We start from the raw sequence: 25,637 nt of genomic DNA on the forward strand, positions 1-25,637 counted from the left end.
TCAGACGCCCGTACGGTCGTACTCCTCCACCCGGGGCGGCGGGGCCGGCGGCTCGATACCGCGCTGCCGCATCAACCCGGTCAGCTCCGCAACGTACCCGGCGTACGCCCGCACCAGAGAGGTCAGCCCCTCGATCCGCCGCTCGCTCCGGTCCACCCGCCGTTCCAACGTCTCCCGGATCTCCCGGAAGGCCGCGAGGTCGGCCTGCCGCTGCGCGGGCTCGGCTGCGGCCTCGGCCGCCGTACGCTGCGCCTCAGCCGTGGTGCGGGCCGCCGCCCGCGTCGCCCGCGCCGCGAACAACCCCGAGCCCAGCAGGGCGACGGCGCCGAGCACCGACCCGATGATGCCGGCGACGACCCCCCACGCTCCGCTCACGGTGCCTCCCGACCTACGGTGTGGGGCACCTCGTACTCAGGCACGCTCGCGGCCCACAGGATGATGCCGACGTGGCTGGTGGCGTACCAGCCGAAGATGGCCAGGCCGCGCGGGAAGTCGCCGGCGGCCGACGCCCAGAGGAACGCGGCCCCCCACACGAACGGCGGGACCAGGGCGGCGATGAACCCGAACCGGTCGCGGCCGATCCGCAGCCAGGCCGAGCCGAACGTGACCGCGCCGCACACCACCCAGACCATCGCCCACCACCGGATGCTCCCGTGGTTGGTGAGCAGCTCCAGGCCGCGCGTCTCGGGCTGCGGGGTGAGGATGTAGCCCGCCCCGTAGCAGCACTTGCCGATGCCGAGGAGCGCGAGTGCGTGCCCGCGGCGGCCCAGCTTCTTGCGGAGCCGCCGGGCCGCCGCGCGCATCAGACGCCCGGTGCCGTGGACGCGCTGTTCTTCGGGCCGATGAGCCGGGCCGCGATTCCCTTGACGAGGGTCACGACGGCGGCCAGGCCGGCGGTGCCGGCGCCCTCCCAGAAGGAGACGGACAGCATGTCGGCCGGGCCGCCCGCGAGCGCGACGGCCCCGGCGGCGCCGAGGAATGTCCAGATGACGCGCTCGGCGAGGTCGCGTGTGTAGGTCTTCGCCGTCTTCACGACCATCTCGTTGCTGGGCAGGTGGAGCTGGGACATGGTGGATCGGTCCTCTCAGGTCAGACGTTGGGGACGTGGAGCTTGGCCCAGGACGTGGGGCCGGGTGGCCACCGGGCGTCCGCGCCGCTGTAGCCGAGGGACCGCTGGTACGCCTCGTACGCCTTGACGTCGGCCTCGCCGAGCGTGGGCCCGGCACCGACCCGGTAGTACCGACCGAAGCCGCGCGCGATGAGCCGCTTGCCCATCGCGGTGAAGATCTTCGAGGACCGGCCGATGGCGGGCTTGCTACCGGCCATGAACAGCTGCGCGCCTGGGAACGGCTCGTACTTCGGCCCGTTGGGGGCGGGGCCGCCGCCGGTCCCGGCCGGACGGGGCGCGCCCTTCTTCACCCACGCGTACAGCGGCCCGCCCGGGCACGCGGTCGGGTAGCCGTCCTTGTGCCCCAGGATCTCGTCCTCGGCGCCGTGTGCGCGCAGCAGCTCGATGCCGTCGCGGATCGCGCCCAGCATCTCGTCGGTCGGCTCGGTCAGGCCCTCGTCGCCGACCAGGCCGACGATCGCGTAGTGCGAGATGTTCAGCGGCTGGTTGCCGTTGGCGCCGGTCCGCCGGCCGATGCCGCGGCCCTCGAGGAGGTAGCCGTGCGGGCAGGCCCCGTAGTTGTAGGCGATGTCGGAGTAGTTCTCCTTGGTGTTCGCCAGGTGGGAGCGGCGGATCGCCTGCCACTCCGCGATGCACGCGGCGTGGTCGGTCAGCAGGTTCCGGCTGACCGGCGTGCCCTCGTAGTGGACCTTCACGCCGCGGGTGGTCGCCTGTAGCGGGGCGGCCGACGCCGGCCAGCCCAGCGCCTTGCGGGTGACGAGTCTCATCGGCTGGCCTCCTGCTCGTCGTCGGCGGCGGCCTGGTCGTCGGCGGTGTGCGCGGCGACGGCCGCCGCCGCGGCGATCCAGGCGCCCTGGACGGTGTCGCCGAGGTCGTCCCACGCGGGCATCGGCCGGCCGTCGTGGGTGAGGCCGCCGGTCGCCTCGCTGTAGGCGAGGTACGCGACCTGGCCGAGGTCGCTCGGGGAGTGCTGGGGCATGGGCCCTCCAGGGCGTGAAGAAAGCCCCGGCCGGACGGCGCGGGGCTTGGGGTGGGGTGGGGTCAGACGAGGATGAAGTCGGCGTGCATCCGCAGGTTGGAGCCCTGGCCGGTGGGGGATGTGGCGTCGCCGCGGATGAGGGACCCGTTCGACGTCCGCAGGGTGCAGATGCCGTCGTTACCGATGACGAACCCGCCCTGCGCGGTGCCGTCGTCCCAGCTGCCGTTGACGGTGCCGTTGTTGGGGCGGAAGCCTGCCGGCACGGTGCAGGTCTGGGTGTCGGTGATGTTGCCGCCGGTCACGGTGATGTCGGCCCCGGTGCGGTGCAAGTAGATGTCGACGGTGACGGACTTTCCGGATCGGGTGCCGCGGAAGTCGTTGAGGGAGAACCCGGACGCGACGACGAGCCCGCTCGCCGTGGTGACCGCGTCCGGACCGTCGTTCAGCCGGGCGGCCGTGATGAGCATGCCGGGTTGCCACAGGGTCACGTAGATCTCCTCACAGGGCGACGAACGAGGGGTCGGCGAGCTGGACCGGCGTGCCGGCCGTCTGCGCCTTGCTGACGCCGTTCACGCTGCGGACGACGGTGAACGCCTGCGGGGAGGTGGAGCCGGTGATGCTGGTGACCCGCATGCGCTCGCCGCCGACCGTGACGTCGAAAGGGAAGTCGGCCGGGTAGGCCGCGTCCGTGATCCACAGCGGCCCGGTGGTGACCGCCACGGACAGCGTGGTGTCACTCGTCCCCGCGCCGGCGGCGAGCTGACTGCCGTCGGTGGCCGCCCGCATCGGCGCCGGCCCCTTGAAGAGCAGGTCATCGATCCAGGCGGCGTCCTCACCGGCCGAGCTGCTGTTGTCCTTGGCGTACCGGAAGGTGACAGCGGTTCGGCCGGTGACGTCGATGGTCGTCCGCGTCCACCCGACCTCCCCTTGGGCGCGCAGCACTTGGGTTCCGTCGACCAGGACCACGAGCCGGTCGCCCTCGAAACCGGGCCCCGCCGGCTCGGAGGACACGCGGTACCAGAACGTCAGCTCCGTGGCGCCGTCCGGCACGGTCACGATGGCGTCCGACGTCTGGGCGTTGGCGATCGCGCCGGACTGCAGCGACCAGGTGCCGGTGTTGTAGCGGGTCTGCGACCGGTCCCACGGTGCGTTCCCGCCGCTGGTGATCGTGACCGCGTAGGTGCTGTCCTCGAAGTCCTCGTAGACGGCGGTCGCCGCCACGGTCCACGGGGTGGCCGGCGTGCAGGTCAGCTGGACGTCCCAGTCGTTGGGGTGGCCGATGACCTCGGTGTAGCCCTGCACGATCAGGTCGATGGGGCCCGGGGGGAGCCAGGCGGGCGGGTTCGCGATCTGGATGCGGTCGCCGGAGTCCAGCGCGGTGACCGCGTCCACCAGAGCAGGGGCGGCGGCCAGGTCCACGTTGACGACCGGGTAGCGGGCCTCGTCCACGGTGCCCATGTGCAGACGCCACGCGGCGTGCTGCGCGGGCTGGTCGTCGTCGTACAGGTTCAGGGTGACCGACTCGTCGTAGACACCGACCCCGTTGGGGGGTGCCTGCGTGGACAGCGGGCCCGTGTCGAGGGTGACCCGCGCCGAGGCGCCGCCGTCCCGGGTGACGGTGACGTCGTTGCGGACGGCCTGGTCGTCGTCCACCGGTTCCAGCGGCGGGGCCACGTGCCCGTCGACGGTGTAGTCCAGGCGCAGTGCCGGGGCCTGGCTGTACAGGGAGGCACGGTCGCGGTAGGCGAGCCCGAGCCGGTCGCGCCGCTCGTAGAGGATGCCGCCCTCGACGTCGGCGGCCTCCTCCAGCAGGGCGAGCAGGGTCTCGACGCGCTGGGGTCCCATCGGTTCCTGGCTGTTCACCGCCCCGTACACGGTGAGCGGGAAGCTCTCCTCGGAGGCCAGCCGGGTCAGGCGGACCCCGGCCGGTTCCTGCCGGAACCCGTCGTCGGCGTCGTTGTAGACGGTGACGCCCGCCGCGGGGGCGGTGGTGCCGCCGATGTCCCACGCGGCGAGGTGGCCGATCGCCATGCCCTGGAAGTCGGACCCCCAACTGCCCTTGATGCCGGTGAGCGTGCCGGGCGTGCCCACCCAGGTGGTCCGCGCGTTCCACCAGGTGTTCGCCACGACATCGCGCCACGAGCAGTTGAGGTAGGCGTTGGACCCGCTGGTGGCGGAGTAGATCTGCAGCCGGTTCCACACGCCGGCGAAGTCGCCGATGGCGTCCGCGTCGCTGAAGACGAAGAAGGCCAGCACGGTGCCGTCGCCGTCGAGGGCCTGGACCCGGATCCCGGCGGCCGAGACACGGCACAGCACCTGTGCCACACCGCCGGTGCCGGGGTTGAGGGTCAGGGACAGCATGGTCTGCTCGACCGAGGGGAGCGTCGGCAGCTTGTAGACCATCTCGACGTGCCAGCCGCCGGCCGTGGCGCCGGGCACCCGCCCCTCCAGCGAGGCGCTCTGGCCGAGCGTGGGCAGCGGGCTGGACCCGGCCGGGTAGTCGCTGCCGCCGAACGAGAGCCCGGACACGCGCAGCGGCCTGCCACCGCTGACGGCGGATGCTGCCTGGGTGGCCTCGGCCCCGTCCTCCATCGGCCAGTACGCCAGCGGGTTCCCGGAGGGGATCCGGCGCCGCAGGGTGGAGTCCAGCGCCTTGGTGCCCTGCCCGTAGCGGCGCAGGACACCGGCGGCCTCGACCGGCACGCGGACGTCCTTGCCGGAGACGTCCCACCGGGCGGGCCACGCGGAGACCTCGCCGACGAACCGGGTGCGCCGGTTGCTGATCGCCGCCTGGCCCGCGAGCGTCCACGGCAGGCCCACGCCGTCGCTGAAGGCTGTGGTGCCCGGTGCCTGGGCGGTGAAGTCAGGCGCGGCGACCAGGAGGCCGTCGATGCCGTTGCGGACCTCGGCCCGGTAGACCCGCCCGGTGACCGGGTACCGCAGCGGGGTGGCGGAGATGAGGTCGGCGGGCGCGATGCGCAGGGGGGCGGTGCTGGCGAAGGTGGTGCCGGTGCCGGTCACGCTGCCCCCGCCGAACTGCCGCCAGGGCGCGGTAAGGGTGGGGGCCCAGTAGAAGGTCGCGGTGCGGCCGCCCGATCCGTTGTCGACGTCCAGCGTGGCCCGCAGCGCGGCGCGGCGGGGCAGCGCGGGCAGACGCCAGCGCAGCAGAGCGCCGTTGGTGCCGTCGGTGCTGTGGTGGATGACGAGGTAGCCGTCCTCCAGGCGCAGCATGTAGGCCTTCTGTCCGGCGGCGTCCCACTTGCCGATGAGGATCTGGGCGCCGAGCCGGTTCCAGTTGGCCTCTCCCTCCCAGCGCAGGTCGAGGTCGCCGGTGATGTCGAGTGCCGCGGTGTCGGGGGTGGTGGCGTAGTTGGCCGGGTCGCCGTCCAGCTCCAGGTACGACGTCGGCCCGGGTACGGACACCCGCAGCGGTGTGTTGCGGCCGATGCGCCCGTACAGGTCGCTGCGGGGGTTGCGCGGCGAGTACCGGCCGAAGACGCCGGGGACGACCTTGGAGGCGCCGTTGTTGAAGGTGAGCGCGCACTTGCCGGGGTCAGTGCGGGCGCCCTCGTCCGCCCGCCCCCGCGAGATGCTGATCTGCTCGGCGGCATAGACGTCCTTCGTGACGTCCGTCCAGCTGCCGTCGATGAGCAGCTCTACCCGCACGTCCAGCGGAGTCTGCGGCCACGCCACGACAGCCTCCCTTCTGCTACTGCCCGAAGGCGACTTGTACGTTGCCGCGTCCCTTGACGCGGGTCAGCTTGCGCATCAGGCGGTGGAAGTCGTCCTGGGCGCCGCCCATCTCGAACCGGACCACCACGACCCCGCCGCCGGCGGGTCCGCCGACGAGCGGGGCCATGCCCGTGGTGAGCGGGGCCCCCGGCTGGCCTGCCAGCTCCGGCCGGACGAGCCGGCGCATCACGGCGTCGAGCTGGGGGCTGGTCTGCTTGATGCCCTCGACCACGCCGGGCGGGATGAACCGGCCCACGGTGTCCGCCATCAGGGCCGACGGGGACCGGATGCCGAGAGCTTTCTTGATCGCCTTCTGCATGCCCTGGGCGATCTTCAGCATCTGCTTCTCGATCGCCGCCTGTTCCTTCTGCAGGCCCTTGACGATGCCCTGGGCGGCCTGGATACCAGCGCCGTACATCGCGTTCCCGGCGACGGATCCGGCCTGGCCAGCGGCGGTGACGAGCTGGCCCTGGGTCGCGTTGATCTGCTGGATGGTGCCCTTGTCCGCGATCGCCAGCGCGGTCGCGGCCGCCGACCCCTGCTCGACGCCGGCCTGGGCGATCTGGGCGATGAGGTCCGCGCGGACGCCCTTCTTGCGCAGCCGGGCCAGGTCGGCGGCGAACTGCTTGGCCTGCTGGAGCTTGTTCTGCAGGCCGGTCAGGATGCTGTCGGCGGTGACTGCGCCACCAGTGGGGTTCTGGGTGATGTTGGCCGCGTCCAGCACGCCCTTCTTCACGTCCGCGGCGAGTTTGTCCCGGGCCTTGATCAGGTCGGCGAGCCGCGTGTTGGCGGTCTTCAGCCGTGCGGCGACGGAGGCCTCGCGGTTCGCCAGCCTCACCAGCTGCGCGGAGCCGGTGCTGATGTTGCCGAGGGCCTTGGACCTCTTCTTCCCCGGGGCCATGGCGTCGCGAACAATGTCCGCGAGCTTGGTCGAGGCCGCCCTGACCTGTTTGGCCGACCCGGTCAGACCGGCGACCAGGCCGCGGGCGATCCACCGGCCCTGGGCGGTCGTGACCTTCGACGGCGACGCGATGCCGAGGGCCTTGGCGATCGGCCCCGGGATCATGGACCGCGCCCAGCTGATCAGCTGGGACCTGATCCAGCCGCCCATGGACTTGATGCCGTTCCACAAGCCCTGTACGACCGCGACGCCCTTGGAGTACAGCAGGCTGCCCAGCGAGCCGATACCCCGACTGATCTGCCCGGGCAGGCCCTGCATCCACACGACCAGGGCTACGGCCCTCTGGATCGCGGCGATCTTCATTCGGTTGAAGTAGCCCGCTACCTGCCCAGGGATCCGGGCGATCCAGCCGACGGCGGCGAGGACACCGGACACCGCCCCCCGGACCTTGCCCCAGACCCAGTTCCAGGCCATGCCGGTGTACTGCTTGACCAGGTCCCACTTGGCGACGATCAGCACGACCAGGCCGACGAGAATGGCGATGACCCAGCCGACCGGGCCCATGGCGATCAGCCACTGGGCGGCCATCGTCGCGGCCCAGGCGATCGCGCGGGCGGCCATCATGGCGAACTGCACGCCGGAGACGACAGCGGCCCGGATGACGGCGAGGACCCAGGTCCCGATGGACACCAGCGCGGACCCTGCCCAGGCCGCTGCGGTGGTCAGTGCGGAGGCCACGGCGCCGGCGGCGATCCGCGCGTACGCCATCAGGCCGACCGCGTTCATGCGCAGCCAGTTCCCGATCACGCCCCAGGCCGAGGCGGAGATGATGGCGTTGGCGCCGGCCACCAGGGTGGAGACGGCCGAGTAGGTGGCCATCGCGCCCCGGACGACGAGCACCGTGGCGGCCAGCCCCATCAGGGTGTACGTGAGCGGCAGGAACACGCCCTGGTTGGTCATGGCGAACTGGACGAAGCCGCCGCTGACCTCGGCAAGCCGGGTCATCGCCTTGCGCTTGAACTCCTCCAGCGCCTTCGCGCCGCTGCCGCCCATCGTGTCGACGAGCCGGTCCGTCGACCCGGCCGCCTTGTCCATCCCGGATGCGGCGGCAGCACCGGCGGGGTCCATCGCGAATAGCGCGTCACCCATCACGGTGCCGGGGTCGCCGAACAGCGCGGTGGCGGCGTTGAGCCGGAGTTGCTCGTCCTTGGTTCCGCGCAGGGCATCGAGCGTCATCTGCAAGGCCTGCTGGCCCGCCTTGCCGCCCTGCTGAAGCTTGGCCTTGATGGTGTCCGCGTTGAGCCCGATCGACGTGAACGCGGTCTCGACTGCCGAGCCGCCGGCGAGAGCCAGCTCGCCGAACTGCCCGATGGCGTCGGCGACCTGGTCACCGTCCCGGGCACCCGCGTCGACGGCCTGGTCGATCAGCCCGATCGCTGTCCTGCCGTCCAGGCCGACGCGCTTGAACTGCACGGAGTACTCGTTGATCACGTCGAGGAAGTCGTCGGCCTTGTTCGCGGACGTCCCGAACCCGGCGGAGATGATGTCGAACGCATCGTTCGCGTTCTTCGCCAGCCCGGTGCGCATCAGCTGGCCGACGGCCGCCGTGGTCGGCCCGACCTCCTGGTCGAACGTCTCGGCGAGCGCGAGGGCCTTGGTGGTGACTCCCTCCAGGCCGCCCTCGACCTGCGAGACGTCGCCGATGTTCTGGTAGACGCCCCTGATGGCCTCGTTGACGGTCTGGATCGAATCGCCCCAGGCGCCCTCGTAAACCGACGCTGCGACCTTCGCCAAGTCGGCGGCCTTCTCCGGCCCGACGCCGAGCTGGGCGGCGAGCTTGTTGCTGGCGGCCGACATGTCGAGGCTGGCCGCCACGCCCACGCCGAGGGCGGTGGCGACGCCCGCGCCGATGCCGGCCGCCGCGGTGTCGAACCGCTCCCGCACCTTGGAGAGGCCCTCCCCGGTGCGGTCCCGGGCCACGAGGTTGAAGACGAGCGAGGTGTCGCTCACCGCCGTCCCCCCTTCAGCCGGGGGGCGTCAGCGGCCCCTGTTCAGGTCTTCATGCGCCTTGCGCTGGGCTTCCTCGTAGGCATCGAGCCAGTCGAGCAGCGCGTCGGTCTCCTCGACAGTGCAGGCGTCCCAGTCGCGGGGGCGCATGCCGAGCAGGTGGGCGGCGTCGCCCAGCCTGCTCAGTCGGCGACGGGCAGCTGGGCTTTTCCCTCGTCCTCCGGGTCCTCGAAGGCCTCCGAGATCTCCTCGTCCAACTTGGCGAGGATGGTGGCACGCTCGTCGCCGGTCGCGGACTCGGCGACGGACTTGCGCAGCTCGGCCAGCTCGCCACGGCTGTACTCCAGGGACAGCTCGTCCCAGGCGAAATCGACGTCGTCCAGCTTCAGCGTGGGGTGCTCGCGCTTGAGGTACGTGTACAGCAGGGCGCGGCGGCACAGCGACGAGCCGGCCACGACGTCCTTGGTGAACTCGCTCCAGTTGCGGCTGGTGATCCGCTCGATGTTCTCCCGCTCGGCGGACATGATCTTGCGCGGGTTGTACTTCCAGCGCTTCGGCTCGTCGCTGCCCTCGGGGCTGTAGACCAGGTACATCGCTCTCCCTATCGGGCCCGGGCGGCGAGGCGCCGGGCCATGTTCTCCATCGCCGTCTCCACGGCGGCCCTGTAGACGCCCTCACGTCCCTCGAAGCTGCGGTCGAACCACTGGATCTTGCCGGTCTGCTGCACCCAGACCTCGCGGCTGCCCCAGACGGGGTGCCGCCAGCCGCCGGCCCTGTTTGTCCTCTTGGGCGCGTTGGGGAAGCCACGGACGTTCTTCGTCTTGAACGCCTTCACACGGGCGCCGGACCAGCGCCCGCCGAGCTTGACCTCGGGCCGGATCTTCCGCGCGATGGACGACCGCAGAGCGGGCGCGGTGGGCAGGCCGGCCGATGACATCGACATAATCTGGGACTTCGCCTCGGCGGCCGCGGGCTTGAGGGCCTCGCGCATGTTCCGCGCCAGCTCCTTGCGCAGGGCCTTGCCGTCCTCCTCGGCCCGGATCGCGCGGGCCAGTGCGTCCAGGCCCTCGATGTTCTCGACGCCCAGGCCGAACGGCGGTCCGCCGGCCATCAGGTCGTTCCGCGGGCCACGGCGCCGGACGTGGGGAAGGTGATCCCCACGGTGGCCTCGTCGCCGACCGAGCCCTCGATCGGGTTCCAGCCCTTGATCAGGATGTTGCCGCTGTACTTCGGGTTCGTGGTGCTGACCGCGGACTGGTCGGCGCGGACCTCGAACGGCACCACGGTGCCGAGCAGCGGCCACATGATGGCGTCGAGCTGGCTGGCGGCGAAGTCCTGGAGGAACTCCACCGCGAGTTCAGCGGACTTCAGGCCGCCGATGACTTCCTTCCAGCCGAGGCTGCCGTAGGTCGTGACGTCCTTGTCCTCGACCTCGACAGACAACTCCGCCTTCTTGGTAAAGGTGTTCAGGGTCTGGCCGTTGATGCTCAGGTACTGGGCGAGCAGGACCATCTTGGGCATGGTGGGGCCCCCTTCCAGGGCATGGCGAACGGGCCCGGGAGGGCCTGGGCGGGTGTGGTGGCTACTGGACGCCGAGCGAGGCGACGAACAGGAAGCTGGGCGTGGTGCCGGTGACGGTCCAGGCGACGCGCCACCAGGGATCGGCGATCGCGCTGCCCGAGGTCCGCAGGATCTGCCCGCCGACGGCCGTGGCCGCGCCGAACGTCAGCCGGGTGACCGGTGCCGCGAAGGTGTTGTCCGCGGACGACTCGACCCGGGCGGTCAGGCTCGGCGTGGTGCCGGCCACGGACAGCACGTGCAGCGCGGCGTACAGCCGCCGCCCCGCGGGCACCGCGCCGATGTTCACGCCGGCGCCGGTACCGGTGGCGGTACGGGCTGTGCCGGGCGGGTGCGCGAACTGGCCGCGGACCAGCGGCCAGCTGCTCTTCGCGGACGTGGCCCAGGGAGCGATCTCGCCCACGGACTCGCCGAGCGTGTAGCTGGCCTGCATGGCGGAGGTGAAGTAGGCCAGGTCCCCGACGTTCGCGGAGTTGTTGGCGCTGATGGACCAGGGGCCGACACCACCGAGGTTGGCCCACGACGCGTCATCGACCTTGGACGGGTCGCCTGCCTCCCACTGTCCCTCACCGGAGATCTCCGCCGAGGCCAGCCCGCCCATCACCTCCTTCCAGCCGCCCGAGCCGAAGTTGGTGGAGTCCTTGTCCTCGACCTCGGCGGACAGCTCGATCTTGTTCGAGACGCTGGTCAGGTCGAGGCCCACGGTGAACGCGCGGACGTTGACCAGGACGGTCTTGGACATCACCCCTCCTCTTCCGCTGGCGCCCGGCGTCGCCCGCGTCGCTGCTCGGCCGGCGCCTGCTCGCCGCCTCCGGCATCCTCGGCGGCTTCCTCCGCGATGCCGGAGGCGATCAGGTGCGCGGCCTCGGCCGTCGGCAGGTCGGCGACCGCCCCCTTGGCGGGCCAGGGCTCGCCGTTGCGGGCGGCGCCGTCGGGCATCTCGACCAGCATGCGGATCAGCATCAGGTGCTCCCTTCTCCGATGACCTTGACGGCCAGCTCGGCGCCGACGTAGGTGGAGCCGGCGTGCTCGTACCAGCGGTAGCCCTGGACCCGCATGACGTGCAGGTCATGGGCCAGGCCGCCCAGTGCGTACTCGCCGGGCGCCCCGCGGGCTGTCTCGATCGCCTGCTTGAGCGAGGCGGGGCCGGAGCCGGACAGCATGCCGTCGAGGACGCGCTGGGCCGAGCGGTCGTCAGCACGGGAGACGAGCACACGGCAGGTGAACGTCAGCTCGTCCAGGCCGCGCGCCATGGCCCGGTCGAAGTCCTGCTCGTACTCGGCGACGAAGAAGTGCGGTGCGACCACGGCGTCCGGGACGTAGCCGGTGCACGTCAACGCCTTGATGCCTTCGGGCAGGACGACCGCCCGGGCCGCCTCGGCGATCGCCTCGCGAATGGCGGAGATCTGCATGCCGCCTCCTATCCGAAGCCCGGCAGGATGAACGGCTCGATCAGCGCCCACACATCCGGGTCACGGCGCGAGAGGTTGCGCACGCCCCACTCGGCCGAGCCGATGATGCCCTCCGGGCTGTCCTTACGCTTGTACAGCCGGGAGGCCTGGATCAGGGCCGCCTCGGTGATGTCGTCCGGCACGGCCGGCCACCCGAACCGGGCGGTGACCCGCAGCCGCCCCGTGGCCGATCCCCAGCTGCCGCTCGCCCGGAGCAGGCCGGTGATGGGCCGGCCGTCGAGGAGTGCGTTGTCGGGGCTGGTGTCGTAGCCGGTCGCCAGCGACCAGGACGTGCCCGAGCCCGTTTCGACGCTCAGGCCCTCGGCGCTGCCGATGTCATCGACCAGGAACAGGACGCCGTCGGGCTCGTAGACGATCCGGCCCCGCGGCCTGTAGATGCGCGCGACCGGCTCGGCGTCGAGCCAGAACCGGCGGCCGGTCGCCCGGTCGATACCGCGCGAGGCCGCAGCGAGGGCACTGGTCAGCAGCGTGTCCGCCGTGGTGTCGTCGGCCTGGATGCCGACCCGTTCCTTCAGTGCGGCGAGGGTGCCGTACTCATTGGCCATCGGCGTCCGGCTTCTTCGCGGCTCGCCTGCCAAGGGGGGCCTTGCGGACCTCGCCGGGCTCGCGGGTAGCGCGTTCGACCCGCGGGGCACCCAGGCGCCCCGCTGCGGGCATCTTGATGTCCGGGTCCGGTGCTGTATCGGTGAACAGGTCCGGACGTTCCGCCACCAGGGGGTGGTCGTCGGCGATGGACTGTCCCTCTCGCAGCGCGGCCGTGCCACCGGACCAGCGCACGGCCAGGGACTGCTTGACGTACTTCACCAGGTCTCCTCTCCTGCGGCCGGGGCTGCCGCCCGCATCAGCGAGCGGCAGCCGCACAGCAGACGGTCAGACGCCGTTGTTGTTGATGAGCAGGCGGAAGGCCTGGGGGTTGACCACGCCGGCACCGACCCGGGCCCACGCGAACCACCCGCGCTGACCGGTGGGCCGGTTGTTGGCAGTGTCGAACAGCTGCGGGATGAACTCCACCGTCATGCCCGCGCGCTGGGCCACCAAGTAGCCCTTGAAGTCGCCCACGACGAGCAGGGGTTCGCTGCCCGCGCCGGCGGGGAGATCCGCCATGAAGTCGTTCATGGGGTATTCCTTGCCGAACAGCCGGGGGATCGCCTCCTGGGTGATGTCCACGGTGAAGTTCGGGTCCGTGGTGCCCAGCTGCCGGATCGTGTTCTGCACGTCCGTCGAAGACAGCCACGCGGCGCTCGCGCGGCGCCGGTACTTCTGCGGAAGCGCGTTCCACAGGCCGTAGATGTCGGCTGCTGCGATGGCTCCCGAGGCGGCCGTCTCGATGGGAGCCGGCGTGCCGAGGGCTGCGAGCGAGGCGACCAGGCCGTCCGGCTCGTCGGTGGCCGAGCCGGTCGTGAGCTTCTCGGCCAGCAGTTCGTCGTAGCCCTCGGCGAGCAGCCCCGACATCTGCTCGGCGAAGCCGGGCCAGTCCATGCCGATCTCGATCGAGAACGGGATGAAGCCGTCCGCGCGGTGCGTCGGGACCTCGGGCTGGGCGATGGTCGGCGAGTTGTCGGCGGCCGGTGCCGCCTCCGCCTTGAACGACCACGAGACCCCGGCGGACGACAGGCCGCGCCAGGTGTCGTTCGTGATGGTCTCCACGCGGGCCAGGCGCAGGATGTCGTTCTCGCTGCCCTGCGAGGTCAGGATGATCGTCGGGTCGATCAGGACCGGCACGGCGAAGCCGCCCGAGGCGTCCACCCCGATGGACATGGCGCGCTTGATGAGCTGGACCTGCTCGATCGCCCGGGACTCTTCCGGCGTGAAGATAGGCGTCTGGCTGGCGGCAATCTTCTGGAACGCGCTGCGGTAGTGCGGATTCTCGGTGGCCAGCAGCAGCCGGCCGACCAGTTCGCCGTTGGTGTCGCCGGTCTGCGTCCGCAGTACCTTCTGCACCTGGGTCTTCTGGTCGTCGCGGAGGTGGCGGCCGCCGAGAGAGGAGTCGACCACGGCCATGGACCGGTCGTAGACCGCGCGGCCGGAGAGCGTCCGCGGGTCGTCCGCGAAGGGGTCGTTCTGCGGGGAGAACTGGGTAGAGGACCAGCGCTCACGGGACGCCCGCAGACGCTCGGACCGCTCGAACGCACGGACCTCGCCCTCGCGGAACCTCAGCTCCGCCTCCAGCTCGTCCCAGCTGCGCTGTCCGGTCTCGTCCAGGTCGTCGCCGCCCGCCTCGCGGTCGATGACCTCCATCTCTTCGTGGATCTGTCCGACACGCTCGGTCGCGGCCTTCAGATCCTTGGCCCGCTCGAACACCGGCTCGTCCCGGTCGCCGTCCTGCTTCTTCGTCATCGTGGGGTCACCTCTTCACGCCGAGTAGGGTCATGCGGCGGCGACGTGCCGCCGCGGAGAGCCCGTCGACGTGGCGGGCCGGCTCAGGGCCGGGTGCCGGGGTCAGCGGGGTGGGACGGTGCCGGGCAGCGGCCCCCTCCTGCGAGGGGGTGCTGAGTCCGTGCATCGCCCGGAAAGCTGCGAAGCTGCGCTGCAGTTCCTCGACCTGGTCCTGGTCGCGCTCGTGCAGCGACTCCATCAGCCAGTCCACACCCGAGCGCGTGGAGCGAAGCCCAGCGGTGGCGTCGGGGTTGGCCGGCCATGTGACAGGTCCGGCCTCGAACAAGCGGACCTCCTTGATGGTCCGCTCGGGCAGCCCGTCGGGGTTGTGATCACTTACGCCCGGATCGTGGTTCCAGTCCTCGCGCACGACCTCGAACATGAACGAGCTGCCGTAGGCGCCGGCGCGCAGCCCGGGGATCAGGTCCCGGTTGTAGGAGGTGTCCAGCAGCGGCACCTCCATGTACGGGGAGGACTCCCGCTCCTCCAGGACGGTGGCGACGCCGAGGCTCTTCTTGTCGATCTGCATGTCCCGGCCGTGGTTGAACAGCACCTTCACCCCCGCCGGCCCCAGCGCCTTGATCGTGCGCTTGAACGCGCCGCGGGCGGTCTTCTCCAGGAACCGTCCCTCCCACCAGGAGTCGATCTCGTACCAGGTATCGAACCGGGAGAACTCCACCGTCATCACGGTGCCGGTGTCGCCGGCCGTCTCGGTTCCGCTGGCGTCGACCGCGCCGACGTCGGCCCGGGCCTTGGTCAGGGTCGGCGCCATCGCGGCGCCACGGATCAGCTTGAGCCCGCGGATCGCGGCCATGGTCACTCCTCTGCCAGAGAGTCATCGGCGGTCGGCTCGTCGGCGGCCTGGGCCGCGGCCCCGGGAACGAACGGGGCATCGCCCCACGGCACAGGCGGACGCTCCTCAAGCCGCCGCACCTCGTTGATCGTTTCCCAGTTGCTCGACAGCGCGGACGCGTGCGCCTGGAAGCGCTGCAACGTGTTCGTCTCCAACAGCGCGTCGCGGTTGAGCTTCACGTACTGGGGCCTCGGCAGGAACTCGGACAACACCCGCTCCATGCGGCGGATCCACTTGCCCAGCGCGTACTTCAGCAGGGTCAGCTCGCGGTCCTGGATGTTCGCGTAGGTCATGCTGCCGCCGGTCTCGTAGCCGAGGATCTCGGCGATGCCGGGTCCGAAGATGCGGGCGCACTCCGCAGCCGAGTAGCCCTGTGTCTGCAGGAACTGCGACTCCTCCGGAGCCACCTGGATCGTCTCGTACTCCCAACCCTTACCGAAGACGACCGGCTCGCGGCTGCCCCGCAGGGCGGCAAGGAACCGGTCCTTCGCCGTGCGGACCTGCCCATCGTCCAGGGAGACTTCCGTGTTCTTCAGGATCGCCGACGGGTGCGCCCCGTCCTGGAACCACTGCAGCCCGAACCTGGCCCCGGTGAGCTGCAGCCCGATCGTTGTCGCGTGCAGCCGGACGGGCGACATGCCCAGCACAACACCCGGCAGCGGATTGACACGCCGGTGCAAGAACCTGCGGGAGTCAGTGACCTCCTGGCCGTTGACCGCCCACTTCACTTCGCCCTCGTCCATCCAGCCCGAGACCTCGTCGGGATGGAACAGGCGCACCTGCTGCAGGTAGCCGGCCGTCGCGCGCTGCAGCTCATCCCCGAACAGGTTGCCGCGCAGCAGCCACGACATCGTCGCCTGGTACCGCCAGTCCGCCAGACCGTGGCCGGACCCGTCTGGGTCCTCCAACCACCAGGGCAGCGACAACTTCCGTGCCTCGTCCCCTTCCCCGCGGAAGACACCGACAGGCAGCTCCGACACGATCGACGCGATGAGGTCGCAGGCGGACCACACCGCGACCGCCTGCAGCGAGGACTCCGCCCGGGACAGATCGACGTCCGCATACGACCGGGAGGTCTTGAGCAGCGACATGACCTGGTCCAGTGACATCTCTCCGGACCGTCGCAGACGTCCGTCTGCCGCACGGTCGCGGCTGCGCCACCACAGGCTCACGGCAGCCTCCGATCCGCCAGCAGCAGGAACACGCCCAGCACCACGAACCCCAGCGGAGCCCAGGCCAGCCACAACCCATACGCCACGAGAACAGCCCCGCACAGCCCGGGCCCCACGCGCAGGCAGACTCCCGCGATCTCTGCGGCACGGCCGGCCGCAGCCCGTCCCCGTCCGCGCTTCGCCATGCCCACGCTCCTTAGAAGATGTTCGCCATCGGGTCGTAGCCCTCTGCGACCTGCGGCCCCCTGATGAGCAGGGCCCAGCGGGCGAACGTGACCGCGCAGAGGGGCGAGATGTCCACGAGGCTGTTCGTCCTGTCCAGCGTCCAGGCGTCGCCGTTACGCCGGGTCCGGGCCCCGTTCACCGCGGCGGTCAACGGCACCTGATCGATGTGCTTGACGATGCCCTGGTTCATCGCGTCCGCCATCTGCCCACACGCCTCGGTGATATCCCCGGACCGCATCACCGCCAGGTCACCGCGCTGCGGCGCGTCCTTGTCCTTCGGCGACTCGATCCCGGCCGACACCAGGTCATCGATCAGCGATCCGGCCGGCGCCCCAGCGGAGGCGACGGCCACGGCCACCGGGCGCCACAGCTTGTGCAGCTTCACCACGGCGGGCACCACCCAGTCCGTGCCGGGACGGTGCGCAACGACCTCCAGGTGCACCGTGCCATCCGGCCGCAGGGAAGCGGCGGCGATCGCCGCCCGCTTCCGGTCCTGCGACACGTCCAGCGCCAGGGCGACCTTGCCCGGAACTGGCTTGCTCTTCGCATCGGTCAGGCCGGGCCAGGCAGCCTTGGGGACGTTCGGGTCAGACGGCGGGGTCGGCTTCCTGGTGCGGTTCAGATAGGCCCGGTCGAACTCCGCCGCGTCCAGCTTCTCCAACTCCGCAGCGATGACCTCCTCGGTCACCGTGTAGCCAAGCGCCGGCAGCGTCGCCCGCCACGTCGCCGGGTCCGCCCGGTCCATCTCCTCCGGGGCGTACCACTCGAAGTAAGCCGCGCGCGGCCGCGGCGCCTCCGGGTCCTCGGCGAGCGCGGCGAACAAGGCCTCGATCAGCTTCCGGCCCTTCTCCCGCTTCCTGTTCAGCCACACGCTCTTGGTCGTGCCGCCGGCGGATGCCCACCACAGCTGAGCCATTGCCCGGGTCAGCATGGCTGGGGAGAACGCCTGTTCGAGTCGATCATCTTCGTGACTGAATGCCTCGTCGATGAACCCCAAATCCAGCGGCGGCCCGTGCCCGGCTTTCTCGGTGTTCGCGGTGATACCCATGCGGCTGCGCGTCCGCGGCCAGAGGATCGCCTCGTTGCCGTTGCTCTTCCGGATCCGCGCGTACTTGGCCAGAGGCGAACCCGAGATCTTCTCCCAGAACTCGTCTTCCCACCGCTGCCGCGCCATGCCGCGGGTCTGGGCGGCGTAGACGACGTTCTGCCGCGGCCAGGCCATCGCCCGGTGGACCTGGGCGCCCAACGTCAGCTCGGTCTTGCCCTGCTGCCGGGACACGGAGAGGCCCACCTCGCGGTGCGCAAACAGGCCGGTGGCCGGGTCGATCTCCAGGGCGACGTCGGACACGTACTTCTGCCAGGGCATCGGCGGGGCGCCGAGCTTGGTCATGACCTTCCACAGCTTCGGTCCGAGTGACGGCCGGTCCGGATGCCGCGGCGTCCCCCAGCGCGGTGGGCAGGTCAGCCCGTACCGCTCGTACAGATCCTCGGCGAACTCAGTCGGGGGAGCCCAGGTCTCCGAGGTCGTCGTCATCGTCAGCGGCCCGCCCCTCCAGCAGCTGGGCGAGCGTCTGCCGTAGCTCGCGGGTCAACTGGGGCAGCAGCTTGTCGTCCTGGGCGATCGGCTCCCCGCACGTCTGGCACTCGGCGCTGGCAGCCGCGTCGATGCGGCCGGCCAGTGTGAACGCCAGCTCGGACAACGAGGGCTCCACGCCGACCAGGTCGCCGAGCTGCTCGACGTCGCTGCGCACGGCTTGCTCGACGGGGCCCATGACGCCCCCCTTCCATGATCATCCGACCGCGATCGGCCCGGGGGGAGAAAAATAAAAGCTGGGCGCGGGGTTGCGATATGTCCGATTTCTAAAAAATCTTGGGCGCTGCCCGAGCGTGCGATCGTGGTGTCATGACGCTGCTCTTGCTCAGGTCCGCCTCTGGTTCCGCACAGTCCTGGGCATCAGGGATGTCAGGACCGCACGGCTCCAGTCCGAGGTCAGCCAAGCGCGGGGGCGGGCCGCTGCCTGATCGCCTACGGCCCGGCGAACCAATCGACGCTGGTGTGCAGTTGCACCACCTCGGACAGCGGCCGGTCGCCCTTCTCGCTGTTGCACTTGCGGAGGCAGACGGGGCAGCCGGTGACGCCGTGGATGGGAGCAACGTTGGCGGGGTCGAGGCGGGCGCCGCCCTTGCTGACCGAGACCACGTGGTCGGCGGTGTCGCTGCCGCCGTGGCCGCAGACGACGCAGACGTCCGATGCGGCGAGGATCCGGGCGCGGAGCTGGCGCCACTGGTAGCTGGTGAGTTCGCTCCGGTCGGTGGCCATGCTCACCCCCCGGATACGGTTGGCGCCCATCCTCGCGGAGGGGCGCCGGCGGACTCTCACAGGGTCACGGGCAGGTGCGGCCCTTGACGGTCTCGAACTCCGTCTCGCCGTCCTTGAGGCCGGTGGCGGCCTCGCCCATGTCGCCGCGCGCGAGGCGCCCGTTGGCCAGGCGGTTGTCGCTGGTTCCGGTGCCGCCGGTCGAGCAGTTGATGTAGATGTGGTAGCCAGCGTCGTCGCTGAGGTTCTTGGTGACAGCGTCGAACACGGCCTTCAGATTCTTGCCGCTGCGGACGGTGACCTCGACTTCTCGGCTGTTCCCACTGTCGTCCTGCTTCGTGATCTCGTAGGCAGGCGTCGGGAGCTGGGAAACACTGCTGCTGTCGTCGCTGCTGCATGCGGTGAGGGCTGCGGCGAGGGTCGCGGTGATGGTGACGATGGTGATGCGGGCGCGCATGATCTCCCCAGGGCTGGCTGGCGCTGAGGAAGCATCATGCAGCGCGTCGTGACCAGACGCGCCCCATGTGGCCATGTTGTGACCGGGCTCAGTGCAGCACGGACAGCAGGTCGCACTCGCCCTTCAGGCAGACGCCCTGCCCGTCGCTGACGATGTGCACGTGGTGGCCCTGCTGGGTGAGTTGGTGGGCGGCCTCGGTGGCGCTCCGGGGCGCCTCGGTCGTGGCGGGCATGGCGCCTCCGGGTACGACGAAGGCCCCGCTGGGGGCGGGGCCTCGGGTGTCTGTGGTGCCGCGTGAGGGCACAGTTGTACACCGAGATCGTCACACAGGGCCTGACCTGCGGTCAAGCGGCCGCGCGCTCGCGGCGCTTGAGCGCGAGGGTGGTGACGTCGGTGACGGCGTAGTAGGGATACCTGGCGGTGCCGCCGGAGCGGGCGAGCTGGCCGCGATAGACCAGCTGGCGGAGGGCGCCGGCGCTGATGCCGCCGAGGACTTGGCGGGTCTGCTCGGCGGTGAGGTGACCAGGGCGGATGGGCTGCTCCATGGTCACCATGATGCGACAGGCCCCGCCATCGGTGGGTGCGATGGCGGGGCCTGTGATCAGCGGGCGCACGGTCAGGGGGTGAGGTCGCGAGGGACTCGGCCCGCGGCGTAGGCGGGCAGGTCCGGGCGCAGCTCGGTGAGCTGCTCGACGGTGTACTCCAGGCGCCTGGTCGAGATCGCGACGAAGCGGGCGCCACAGGGCCTGTCGCGCGGGTCGGGTGTGCCCCAGCCGGACATGAGGCGGGTGTGATGGGTGTCCTTGATGCGCGCTCCCTTCCCGCATCTGCCGCACTTGGTGGTGTACGAGTCGACTAGAAGCACGGCCGTCTGCTCAGGCATGACGCCCATCATCCCTTCTTCGGTGTGCCGGGGACGGGCCTTTCAGCACGCTTCACCCAGCCGCCGCGCGACGACTGGTAGGTGGTCTCGTGCCCCTTCAGCCGAGGGTCGGTGGGCTCCGGGTTTTTCTTCCAGCCGAGTGCCATGATGGCGGTCTCCTGTCTCGTGATCGGGATGGGACCCGGGGCGGCCGGCTAGCTGCCAGGCGGACGGCCGCCCCGGGGTGAGCTACAGGTCGCCGCGCCTCTCCAGCTCGTCCAGGGCCTCGTTGATGCCCCAGTGCGCGGCGTCGCGCGTGGCGTCGGACAGTTCGGGCCGGTCGATCTCGGCCTTGAGCCGCTGGACTTCGGCCTTGATCTCGTTGCTGCTCACGTAGTCGAAGTTCTTCATCACGGGCCCTCTCCGGTCGAACCGAGGCGGCTGCCCCAGGGGCTTCATGCGCGGACGGTGCCGCGTCGGCGGTGGGTGTCGGCGAGGTCGTAGACGATCAGCCCGCCATCGGTGCGCACTACACGCACCCCCTCTTCGGGTCCCTCCCGATCGGTGTCGTCGTCGTTGTCGTCGGCGGTCTGACCTGCGCCGACGACACCCGAGGAGGGGGCTTCCAGGGGAGGGGAGGGGACCTCGTCCCCGCGTAGCCCGGCCGCCGACGACCGGCCCTTCATCCGGACGTCCTTCACCGGCCACCTCATCCCGGCCGCCGCGGAGCGCACCGCGTCGGTGGTCGTGCTGAGGTGCTCGGCGAGGGGGACGAGCTGGGCATGCGGGGTGCCGATGTCCCGGACCGCGGCGATGAGCGCACGGGGCGAGACGGGCGGAGGCCCTGCGGGGGCCTGCTCGACGGTCGGCGTCGACTGCTCGGTGTCGGCCTGCTCATCCTCGGCTGAGGTCGCGTCGGCGGGCGCCGGTGCCGGGGTCGGCTGCCAGTCGTCGCGGCCGGCGCGGTAGGCCGCGCTGATCCAGGCGAGGACGGCTGCGGCGAGCAGGTGCCACCAGGCGCCGGACTGGATCCGGTCGTACGCCCACCTGCCGACGGCTACCCCAATCGCCCGGGCGATCAGTGCCGCACCGGCCAGCAGCGCCACGCGGATCCACTTGTCGAGGCCGGTCGACTCCCCTACCCACGCCCGGGTCCGCGCGTACCGGCTGTGCGCTCCCCGGATGAGGCGCCCGCCCCGGTCGGCGGCCAGCCGCGTGCTGCCGACGGCCACCCGGTCGACGGCCGCGCGGAGCCACTGCGCGGTGGTGGGGGCGCTCATACCAGGGTCCCGGTCGCGATCTGGCCGAGGACGAAGTGGCCCAGGCTGTTGGTGCTGCCGACGACCTGCTGGGCGATGACCGCGGCGGTGCCGGTGGAGATGCACAGCACGCACCCGGTGAGCACGCCCTTCTTCCACTTCCCCTTCACGGCCTTGGCGATCGACTTCCGCAGCCACCACAGCGCCATCGTGAGCGCGGTGATGACGACGGCGCCGTACCCGTCCAGGCCCGGGGCGGAGGCGCTGGCGAGGGTGGTGCCGTCCTTGCCGGTGAGCCAGCCCATGGCCATGCCGCCGGCGCCGTTGGTGCCCCAGCGCAGGAAACCGGCGGCGGTGCCGAGGAAGCCGGCGGGGCAGGCGACCATGAGGATGCCGCAGATGATCCCGAACCAGAACGGGATGAGCTGCTTCGGATCGCGGCTGCCGCCACCTCCGGCCGCGCCGGCGGCTGCTCCCCCACCGGCCTTGTACCAGCGGTAGTGCTCGACGCCGAGCAGGGCCAGGCCGACTGCGAACCCCGCGGTGGTGACGGTGCCGGAGGTGAACCGGCTGACCTCGGCTGCGAGGACGGTGCTCATGGACGGACTCCAGTCAGGATGATCACGAGGGAGTACAGGGGCAAGGCGAGGGCGGTGGCCTCGGCGGTGGCGTACAGCGCGAGCCGGGCGACGGTGGCGCGGACCCGCGGTCCCCACAGGTCCGGGTCGGAGTGCCTGGCTTGGATCCTGGATGCGTTGTCCCACCAGGCGACGACGGCGAGCGCGATCACGGCCACGACCCAGGCGCCGGTCAGCGACCCGTCGGCGCGGACGTAGGTGAGGACCCAGGCCCAGGGCCCGGACAGCGGGATCGCGGCGAGGGCCATCACCGCGTGGTAGCCCCAGCGGATCCGGCGCCACCACGGCTCCGGAGGCGGCTCCGCCGGACCCGTGTCGATGGTCACGGTGACGTGGACGTCGACCGGGATCGGCTGGGGCGGTACGGCCGGGCGGGGAAGGTGACGCCACCAGTCCGGACCGGGGACCGGGGCGGGCGGGGCCGGCGGGAACGGAGGCCGGGGCGGAGGAGGGGGCGGGGGTGTGCCCGGGGCGGGCAGCGGCTCCCCCGCTGGGATGACCCGGGTCGGGGTGATCGGACGGCGGCCGCTCACAGCGCCACCCCCGCGCAGGCGAGCGCGACAAGCGCAGTGGCGACCCAGGTGGTGGCGATCCAGATCCGGCCGGCGTCGTAAGCGCGGAGAGCGGCGACGATCGAGCCGAGGGCGACCAAGATGCCCAGCGGCGGGGCGACCACCATGGCGGCGACGAGCAGGCACGGCAGGCTCGCGGTGACGCCGAGGCCAGCCAGGACGGCGGTGAGCCATCCATGGCGCTGGTGCAGGAGCCAGGCGGTGGCCGCGCCGGGGGCGAGGCCAGCCAGGCAGAGAGCAAGGAACAGCATGGTTCCGGTCCTAGTGGAGGACGGCCGCGGCGAGCGCGGCGACGGTGAGGATCAGGGCGCAGGTCCCGGTGGCGGGCGGGACGGCGCGGAGGTCGACCAGGGCGAGACCGATGAGCCCGGCCCCGGCCGACACGGCGTAGAAGGCGGAGAGCAGCATCAGCCGCTGCCCGTGAGCGGCACCGGCTGGATGCGCCACAGCACCTCGGCGTCGGGGTGCTGGGTGCCGGGTCCGCCCAGGGTGAGCCAGCCGTCACGGGGCGCACCGTCCCGCTCGGCGGCGTCCTCGGCGGCCTCCCGGGACTCGTGGACGCTGTGGAACCGGTCGCGCTGGAGCAGGACGTACACACGCCGGGGGCCGGCGGACTTCCGGGCCTGGCGGAGCAGCATCCGCAGGGCGGCGCGGTCCTCGGTGTCGAGCAGGGCCTGGGCGCGCAGGGCCTTCAGCTCGCCCTCGGCGCGGGCGCCGTCGGCGATGCTGCGGGCGTGCGCGTCGCGCAAGTCCTCCAGCGTGGTCTCCGCGCGGATCGCGAAGTCGGTGGCGAACTCGGCTTCCAGTCGGTGCTGCTCGGCCAGGGCGCGGGCGGCCTCGGCCGCGGACTCGGCGGCGGCCAGGTCGGCGCGCAGTGCGCGCATGGTGCGGGTACGAACGATGGCGATCATGAGAGTCCTCAGAGTCCTCGGGTCTGGGAGTCCAGATGGCGGGGCGGGTCGGTGCGGCGGAGAGCGGCACCGCGGCCAGGTGGAGCACCAGCAGCAGGCCCAGGACGGGCCTGCCGGCCGGTCTCTTCAAACGGGCACGCCGACCGGGACGGGCGGCAGGTCGTCCGGGTGGAACAGGTTGCGACCTCGGAGGTCCTTGGAGTGGACGGTGAGGCGTCCCACCGCCACCCAGGAGCGCACGGTGGACTGCTCGATGCCGTAGTGCCGGGCGACGTCTGCGGACGTCATCAGGGGCGGCTCGGGCGGGGTCTCGTCCTCGGCGTCCTCGGCGTCCTGGGGTGCGTCCTGAGCGTCCTGCGCGGTCGGCGCGGCCGGGGCCGGGCGGGCGATGATCGGGAGCAGCCGGGCGCCCGGCGGGACGGGGATCGGAAAGGGACGACCGGCCGGGGACGCGGGCGCGTCCTGGGCGTCCTGGGCGTCCTCGGGTGCGTCCTGCCACGGCGACGGCAGGTCGATCGTGGCGAGCGCCGAGGCGTGGCGGCGGGCGGCGAGCAGCTCTAGCAGCTTCGTGCGCTGCTCTTCGCTCGCGCCGGTCTGTGCCTTGCCCACGGCCACGGACAGGCGCCGGGCGACCCGGGCCCGACCGCGAGCGCTGGGCTCCATGTCGGCCAGCTTGGCGGCCAGGTCGACGGCCTTCACGGTCCACCGGTCGCGGGTGATCTGCTCGGCGGTACGGTCGCGAGTCGCCAGGCCGAGGTAGGACAGCAGCCGTTCACGCGCCTCGCGGGCGAGCAGCGCCGGCAGACTGCTGGAGTCCGTACCGGGCTTGGCGTGCCGCAGCTCGATCCCCATCGCGAGGTGCCACAGCAGGGCGGCGAGGACCGGGCCGACGACGGCGCGGACGGTGCCGCCAATGACGCCCGACTCGGAGTAGGCGGGGATGATCTGCACGCCGGTGATGACCCAGACCAGCATGCCGGGGGCGCCGGGGGCGCCCTTCTTCGGGTCGCGGAGGTTCTGCCGGGCCATGAGGCCGCAGGCGAACAAGGCCAGCTCGGCGGCGGCGAACATGGCGCTCCGCTCGGCGCCCGAGGCCATACCGAGACGGTGCTCGGCGAACCGCCAGCTCGTGTCCGCGCTGTAGGCGGTGCAGGCCATGGCAGCGAGGGAGGCGAACAGGACGGCGGCGGGCGTCCGGCTGGTGGCCTTGCGGCCGGCCACGGCGAGCGCGACGACGCCGGCCAGGGACAGGGCGGCGGCGACAGTGGCCGGTACCGGGTTGGTCTGCGCCCACGTGGTGAGAGTGCTGGTGGTCACCGCTGCTCCCCTTCCGGGAGCGCGACCGCCTCGGTCCAGGTGGCGCCGGCGTCGAGCGCGGCGTCGGCCTGGGTGGCGGTGACGTACCCGGTGATCGGGTGCGTGGCGAGGCGCTCGCGCAGGTACTCGGCGTCCCACGTCAGGCTCATGACGGGTCCGTTGAAGCCGAGGGCGCTGCGCAGGGCGATCCGGGCCCACGTGACGCGGGCGGCCAGCAGCCGGTCGTGCACCTCGACGCCGGCGACGGTCGCCGGGTGCGGGAGGTCGATCGCCTCCAGCACGGCGGTGAGCAGGTCGCGTACGGGCTCGGGCATGTCGGGCGCGCTCATCGGGCGCCCGCGCTCTCGGCGGCGTGCGCGCGGGCCAGGGCGAGCTGGTCGCGGGCGCTTCCGGCGGCGGCCGTGCGGGTGTCGGCGGCGCCGTCGTAGTCGGCGCGGCACAGGCGGTGCAGCTCGGCGACGCTGTCGGTGTCGTTCGCCCTGGTGGGGGCGCTAAGGTGCTGCTGGGCCATGACGAGGTCCTATCTCGTTCGTGGTCAAGTGCCGACGCGCAGCAACGCGTCGGTGCGTAGAGGGCCGGGCGGCGCGCGCGCCTCGGGTGTTCCAGCACCCGGAGAGCTGCTGTCCGGCCCTCGCTCTATTCGGTTGTGTACTTCTTGATCGCGTGGGCGACAGCCGTCCAGCTCAGGCCCAGCGACTTCGCCAGCGCGTACACGCTGCCGAGGTCACCGACCCCATCCCGCAAGGCCATCGCTCGTCGTCTGCGGGCCGCTTCCGCCTGGCGGTCGAGCTGTTCCAGCAGCTCTTCCTCCGCGCGAAGGCGCTCCCGCCAGGGGGATGCTTCCACCTCTCCGAGAGTATCACATCCCCCCTTATGCACA

The 25,637-nt window shown here is 71.5% G+C and carries 38 protein-coding genes; all 38 read right to left on the reverse strand.

Features of this window, described 5'->3' with window-relative positions:
* Entirely contained in the window at positions 1–375 is a 375-nt protein-coding gene (locus SCK26_RS19700) for a hypothetical protein (RefSeq protein WP_268694011.1), read from the reverse strand.
* Positions 372–803 carry a hypothetical protein gene (locus tag SCK26_RS19705; RefSeq protein ID WP_318202611.1) on the reverse strand — a complete coding sequence of 144 codons (432 nt, stop codon included), beginning with the start codon at positions 801–803 and terminating at the stop codon, positions 372–374. Before SCK26_RS19705 ends, SCK26_RS19700 begins: the two co-directional genes overlap by 4 nt.
* Positions 803–1,069: a hypothetical protein gene (locus SCK26_RS19710; RefSeq protein WP_318202612.1), complete on the reverse strand. Its 267-nt coding sequence runs from the start codon at positions 1,067–1,069 to the stop codon at positions 803–805. Before SCK26_RS19710 ends, SCK26_RS19705 begins: the two co-directional genes overlap by 1 nt.
* Positions 1,070–1,089: 20 nt before the next feature.
* A complete protein-coding gene (locus tag SCK26_RS19715) occupies positions 1,090–1,896 on the reverse strand; it encodes a peptidoglycan-binding protein (RefSeq protein WP_318202613.1) in 807 nt (268 codons plus the stop codon).
* On the reverse strand, positions 1,893–2,108 hold the full coding sequence (locus tag SCK26_RS19720; protein WP_318202614.1) for a hypothetical protein: 216 nt from the start codon (positions 2,106–2,108) through the stop codon (positions 1,893–1,895). The genes SCK26_RS19715 and SCK26_RS19720 overlap by 4 nt, the downstream gene beginning before the upstream one ends.
* A 62-nt stretch (positions 2,109–2,170) precedes the next feature.
* Positions 2,171–2,596, reverse strand: coding sequence for a hypothetical protein (locus SCK26_RS19725; RefSeq protein WP_318202615.1), 426 nt, complete (start codon positions 2,594–2,596; stop codon positions 2,171–2,173).
* A 10-nt stretch (positions 2,597–2,606) separates the two neighbouring features.
* Positions 2,607–5,801: a hypothetical protein gene (locus SCK26_RS19730; protein WP_318202616.1), complete on the reverse strand. Its 3,195-nt coding sequence runs from the start codon at positions 5,799–5,801 to the stop codon at positions 2,607–2,609.
* Positions 5,802–5,817: 16 nt separating this feature from the next.
* Positions 5,818–8,751 carry a phage tail tape measure protein gene (locus SCK26_RS19735; RefSeq protein WP_318202617.1) on the reverse strand — a complete coding sequence of 978 codons (2,934 nt, stop codon included), beginning with the start codon at positions 8,749–8,751 and terminating at the stop codon, positions 5,818–5,820.
* A gap of 179 nt (positions 8,752–8,930) precedes the next feature.
* Positions 8,931–9,341, reverse strand: a complete 411-nt coding sequence (locus tag SCK26_RS19740; protein ID WP_318202618.1) for a hypothetical protein — start codon at positions 9,339–9,341, stop codon at positions 8,931–8,933.
* 8 nt (positions 9,342–9,349) lie between these two features.
* The gene (locus tag SCK26_RS19745; protein ID WP_318202619.1) at positions 9,350–9,859 is read right to left on the reverse strand and encodes a hypothetical protein; all 510 of its coding nucleotides are present in this window, start codon (positions 9,857–9,859) and stop codon (positions 9,350–9,352) included.
* The gene (locus SCK26_RS19750; RefSeq protein WP_318202620.1) at positions 9,859–10,269 is read right to left on the reverse strand and encodes a phage tail tube protein; all 411 of its coding nucleotides are present in this window, start codon (positions 10,267–10,269) and stop codon (positions 9,859–9,861) included. The genes SCK26_RS19745 and SCK26_RS19750 overlap by 1 nt, the downstream gene beginning before the upstream one ends.
* A 61-nt stretch (positions 10,270–10,330) precedes the next feature.
* A complete protein-coding gene (locus SCK26_RS19755; protein ID WP_318202621.1) occupies positions 10,331–11,068 on the reverse strand; it encodes a hypothetical protein in 738 nt (245 codons plus the stop codon).
* Positions 11,068–11,289, reverse strand: a complete 222-nt coding sequence (locus SCK26_RS19760) for a hypothetical protein (protein WP_318202622.1) — start codon at positions 11,287–11,289, stop codon at positions 11,068–11,070. The genes SCK26_RS19755 and SCK26_RS19760 overlap by 1 nt, the downstream gene beginning before the upstream one ends.
* Positions 11,289–11,738, reverse strand: coding sequence for a hypothetical protein (locus SCK26_RS19765; RefSeq protein WP_318202623.1), 450 nt, complete (start codon positions 11,736–11,738; stop codon positions 11,289–11,291). The genes SCK26_RS19760 and SCK26_RS19765 overlap by 1 nt, the downstream gene beginning before the upstream one ends.
* Before the next feature lie 8 nt (positions 11,739–11,746).
* A complete protein-coding gene (locus SCK26_RS19770) occupies positions 11,747–12,343 on the reverse strand; it encodes a phage gp6-like head-tail connector protein (protein ID WP_318202624.1) in 597 nt (198 codons plus the stop codon).
* Positions 12,333–12,602 carry a hypothetical protein gene (locus SCK26_RS19775; protein WP_318202625.1) on the reverse strand — a complete coding sequence of 90 codons (270 nt, stop codon included), beginning with the start codon at positions 12,600–12,602 and terminating at the stop codon, positions 12,333–12,335. Before SCK26_RS19775 ends, SCK26_RS19770 begins: the two co-directional genes overlap by 11 nt.
* 66 nt (positions 12,603–12,668) lie before the next feature.
* On the reverse strand, positions 12,669–14,135 hold the full coding sequence (locus tag SCK26_RS19780; protein WP_318202626.1) for a phage major capsid protein: 1,467 nt from the start codon (positions 14,133–14,135) through the stop codon (positions 12,669–12,671).
* Between the two features lie 7 nt (positions 14,136–14,142).
* Positions 14,143–14,988, reverse strand: a complete 846-nt coding sequence (locus tag SCK26_RS19785) for an HK97 family phage prohead protease (protein ID WP_318202627.1) — start codon at positions 14,986–14,988, stop codon at positions 14,143–14,145.
* 2 nt (positions 14,989–14,990) lie between these two features.
* Positions 14,991–16,118, reverse strand: coding sequence for a phage portal protein (locus SCK26_RS19790; RefSeq protein WP_318202628.1), 1,128 nt, complete (start codon positions 16,116–16,118; stop codon positions 14,991–14,993).
* A gap of 277 nt (positions 16,119–16,395) precedes the next feature.
* Positions 16,396–17,814, reverse strand: a complete 1,419-nt coding sequence (locus SCK26_RS19795) for a terminase large subunit domain-containing protein (RefSeq protein ID WP_318202629.1) — start codon at positions 17,812–17,814, stop codon at positions 16,396–16,398.
* Positions 17,815–17,920: 106 nt separating this feature from the next.
* A complete protein-coding gene (locus SCK26_RS19800) occupies positions 17,921–18,196 on the reverse strand; it encodes a hypothetical protein (RefSeq protein WP_318202630.1) in 276 nt (91 codons plus the stop codon).
* Positions 18,197–18,450: 254 nt separating this feature from the next.
* A complete protein-coding gene (locus tag SCK26_RS19805) occupies positions 18,451–18,744 on the reverse strand; it encodes an HNH endonuclease (RefSeq protein WP_318202631.1) in 294 nt (97 codons plus the stop codon).
* Positions 18,745–18,808: 64 nt separating this feature from the next.
* Positions 18,809–19,198: a hypothetical protein gene (locus tag SCK26_RS19810; RefSeq protein WP_318202632.1), complete on the reverse strand. Its 390-nt coding sequence runs from the start codon at positions 19,196–19,198 to the stop codon at positions 18,809–18,811.
* A gap of 88 nt (positions 19,199–19,286) precedes the next feature.
* Entirely contained in the window at positions 19,287–19,430 is a 144-nt protein-coding gene (locus tag SCK26_RS19815) for a hypothetical protein (RefSeq protein WP_318202633.1), read from the reverse strand.
* Between the two features lie 112 nt (positions 19,431–19,542).
* A complete protein-coding gene (locus SCK26_RS19820) occupies positions 19,543–19,743 on the reverse strand; it encodes a hypothetical protein (protein WP_318202634.1) in 201 nt (66 codons plus the stop codon).
* Between the two features lie 71 nt (positions 19,744–19,814).
* Positions 19,815–20,081, reverse strand: a complete 267-nt coding sequence (locus tag SCK26_RS19825; protein ID WP_318202635.1) for a hypothetical protein — start codon at positions 20,079–20,081, stop codon at positions 19,815–19,817.
* An 8-nt stretch (positions 20,082–20,089) separates the two neighbouring features.
* Positions 20,090–20,227: a hypothetical protein gene (locus tag SCK26_RS19830; RefSeq protein WP_318202636.1), complete on the reverse strand. Its 138-nt coding sequence runs from the start codon at positions 20,225–20,227 to the stop codon at positions 20,090–20,092.
* A gap of 82 nt (positions 20,228–20,309) precedes the next feature.
* Positions 20,310–20,519: a hypothetical protein gene (locus SCK26_RS19835; protein ID WP_318202637.1), complete on the reverse strand. Its 210-nt coding sequence runs from the start codon at positions 20,517–20,519 to the stop codon at positions 20,310–20,312.
* A complete protein-coding gene (locus SCK26_RS19840; protein ID WP_318202638.1) occupies positions 20,516–21,340 on the reverse strand; it encodes a hypothetical protein in 825 nt (274 codons plus the stop codon). The genes SCK26_RS19835 and SCK26_RS19840 overlap by 4 nt, the downstream gene beginning before the upstream one ends.
* Complete coding sequence (locus tag SCK26_RS19845; protein WP_318202639.1) at positions 21,337–21,918, reverse strand: hypothetical protein; 582 nt, start codon at positions 21,916–21,918, stop codon at positions 21,337–21,339. Before SCK26_RS19845 ends, SCK26_RS19840 begins: the two co-directional genes overlap by 4 nt.
* Positions 21,915–22,283, reverse strand: coding sequence for a hypothetical protein (locus SCK26_RS19850; RefSeq protein ID WP_318202640.1), 369 nt, complete (start codon positions 22,281–22,283; stop codon positions 21,915–21,917). Before SCK26_RS19850 ends, SCK26_RS19845 begins: the two co-directional genes overlap by 4 nt.
* A 203-nt stretch (positions 22,284–22,486) precedes the next feature.
* Positions 22,487–22,780, reverse strand: coding sequence for a hypothetical protein (locus tag SCK26_RS19855; RefSeq protein ID WP_318202641.1), 294 nt, complete (start codon positions 22,778–22,780; stop codon positions 22,487–22,489).
* Between the two features lie 10 nt (positions 22,781–22,790).
* Positions 22,791–22,937 (reverse strand): hypothetical protein, encoded by a 147-nt coding sequence (locus tag SCK26_RS19860; protein ID WP_318202642.1) that lies wholly within the window; start codon positions 22,935–22,937, stop codon positions 22,791–22,793.
* Complete coding sequence (locus SCK26_RS19865) at positions 22,937–23,440, reverse strand: hypothetical protein (RefSeq protein ID WP_318202643.1); 504 nt, start codon at positions 23,438–23,440, stop codon at positions 22,937–22,939. The genes SCK26_RS19860 and SCK26_RS19865 overlap by 1 nt, the downstream gene beginning before the upstream one ends.
* A 126-nt stretch (positions 23,441–23,566) precedes the next feature.
* Positions 23,567–24,757 (reverse strand): hypothetical protein, encoded by a 1,191-nt coding sequence (locus SCK26_RS19870; protein WP_318202644.1) that lies wholly within the window; start codon positions 24,755–24,757, stop codon positions 23,567–23,569.
* Complete coding sequence (locus SCK26_RS19875; RefSeq protein ID WP_318202645.1) at positions 24,754–25,071, reverse strand: hypothetical protein; 318 nt, start codon at positions 25,069–25,071, stop codon at positions 24,754–24,756. Before SCK26_RS19875 ends, SCK26_RS19870 begins: the two co-directional genes overlap by 4 nt.
* Positions 25,072–25,082: 11 nt before the next feature.
* Complete coding sequence (locus SCK26_RS19880) at positions 25,083–25,268, reverse strand: hypothetical protein (protein ID WP_318202646.1); 186 nt, start codon at positions 25,266–25,268, stop codon at positions 25,083–25,085.
* Between the two features lie 125 nt (positions 25,269–25,393).
* Positions 25,394–25,603: a hypothetical protein gene (locus tag SCK26_RS19885; RefSeq protein WP_318202647.1), complete on the reverse strand. Its 210-nt coding sequence runs from the start codon at positions 25,601–25,603 to the stop codon at positions 25,394–25,396.
* Positions 25,604–25,637: the final 34 nt, after the last annotated feature.

It is taken from the genome of Streptomyces sp. SCL15-4, assembly GCF_033366695.1.
Classification (GTDB): Bacteria; Actinomycetota; Actinomycetes; order Streptomycetales; family Streptomycetaceae; genus Streptomyces.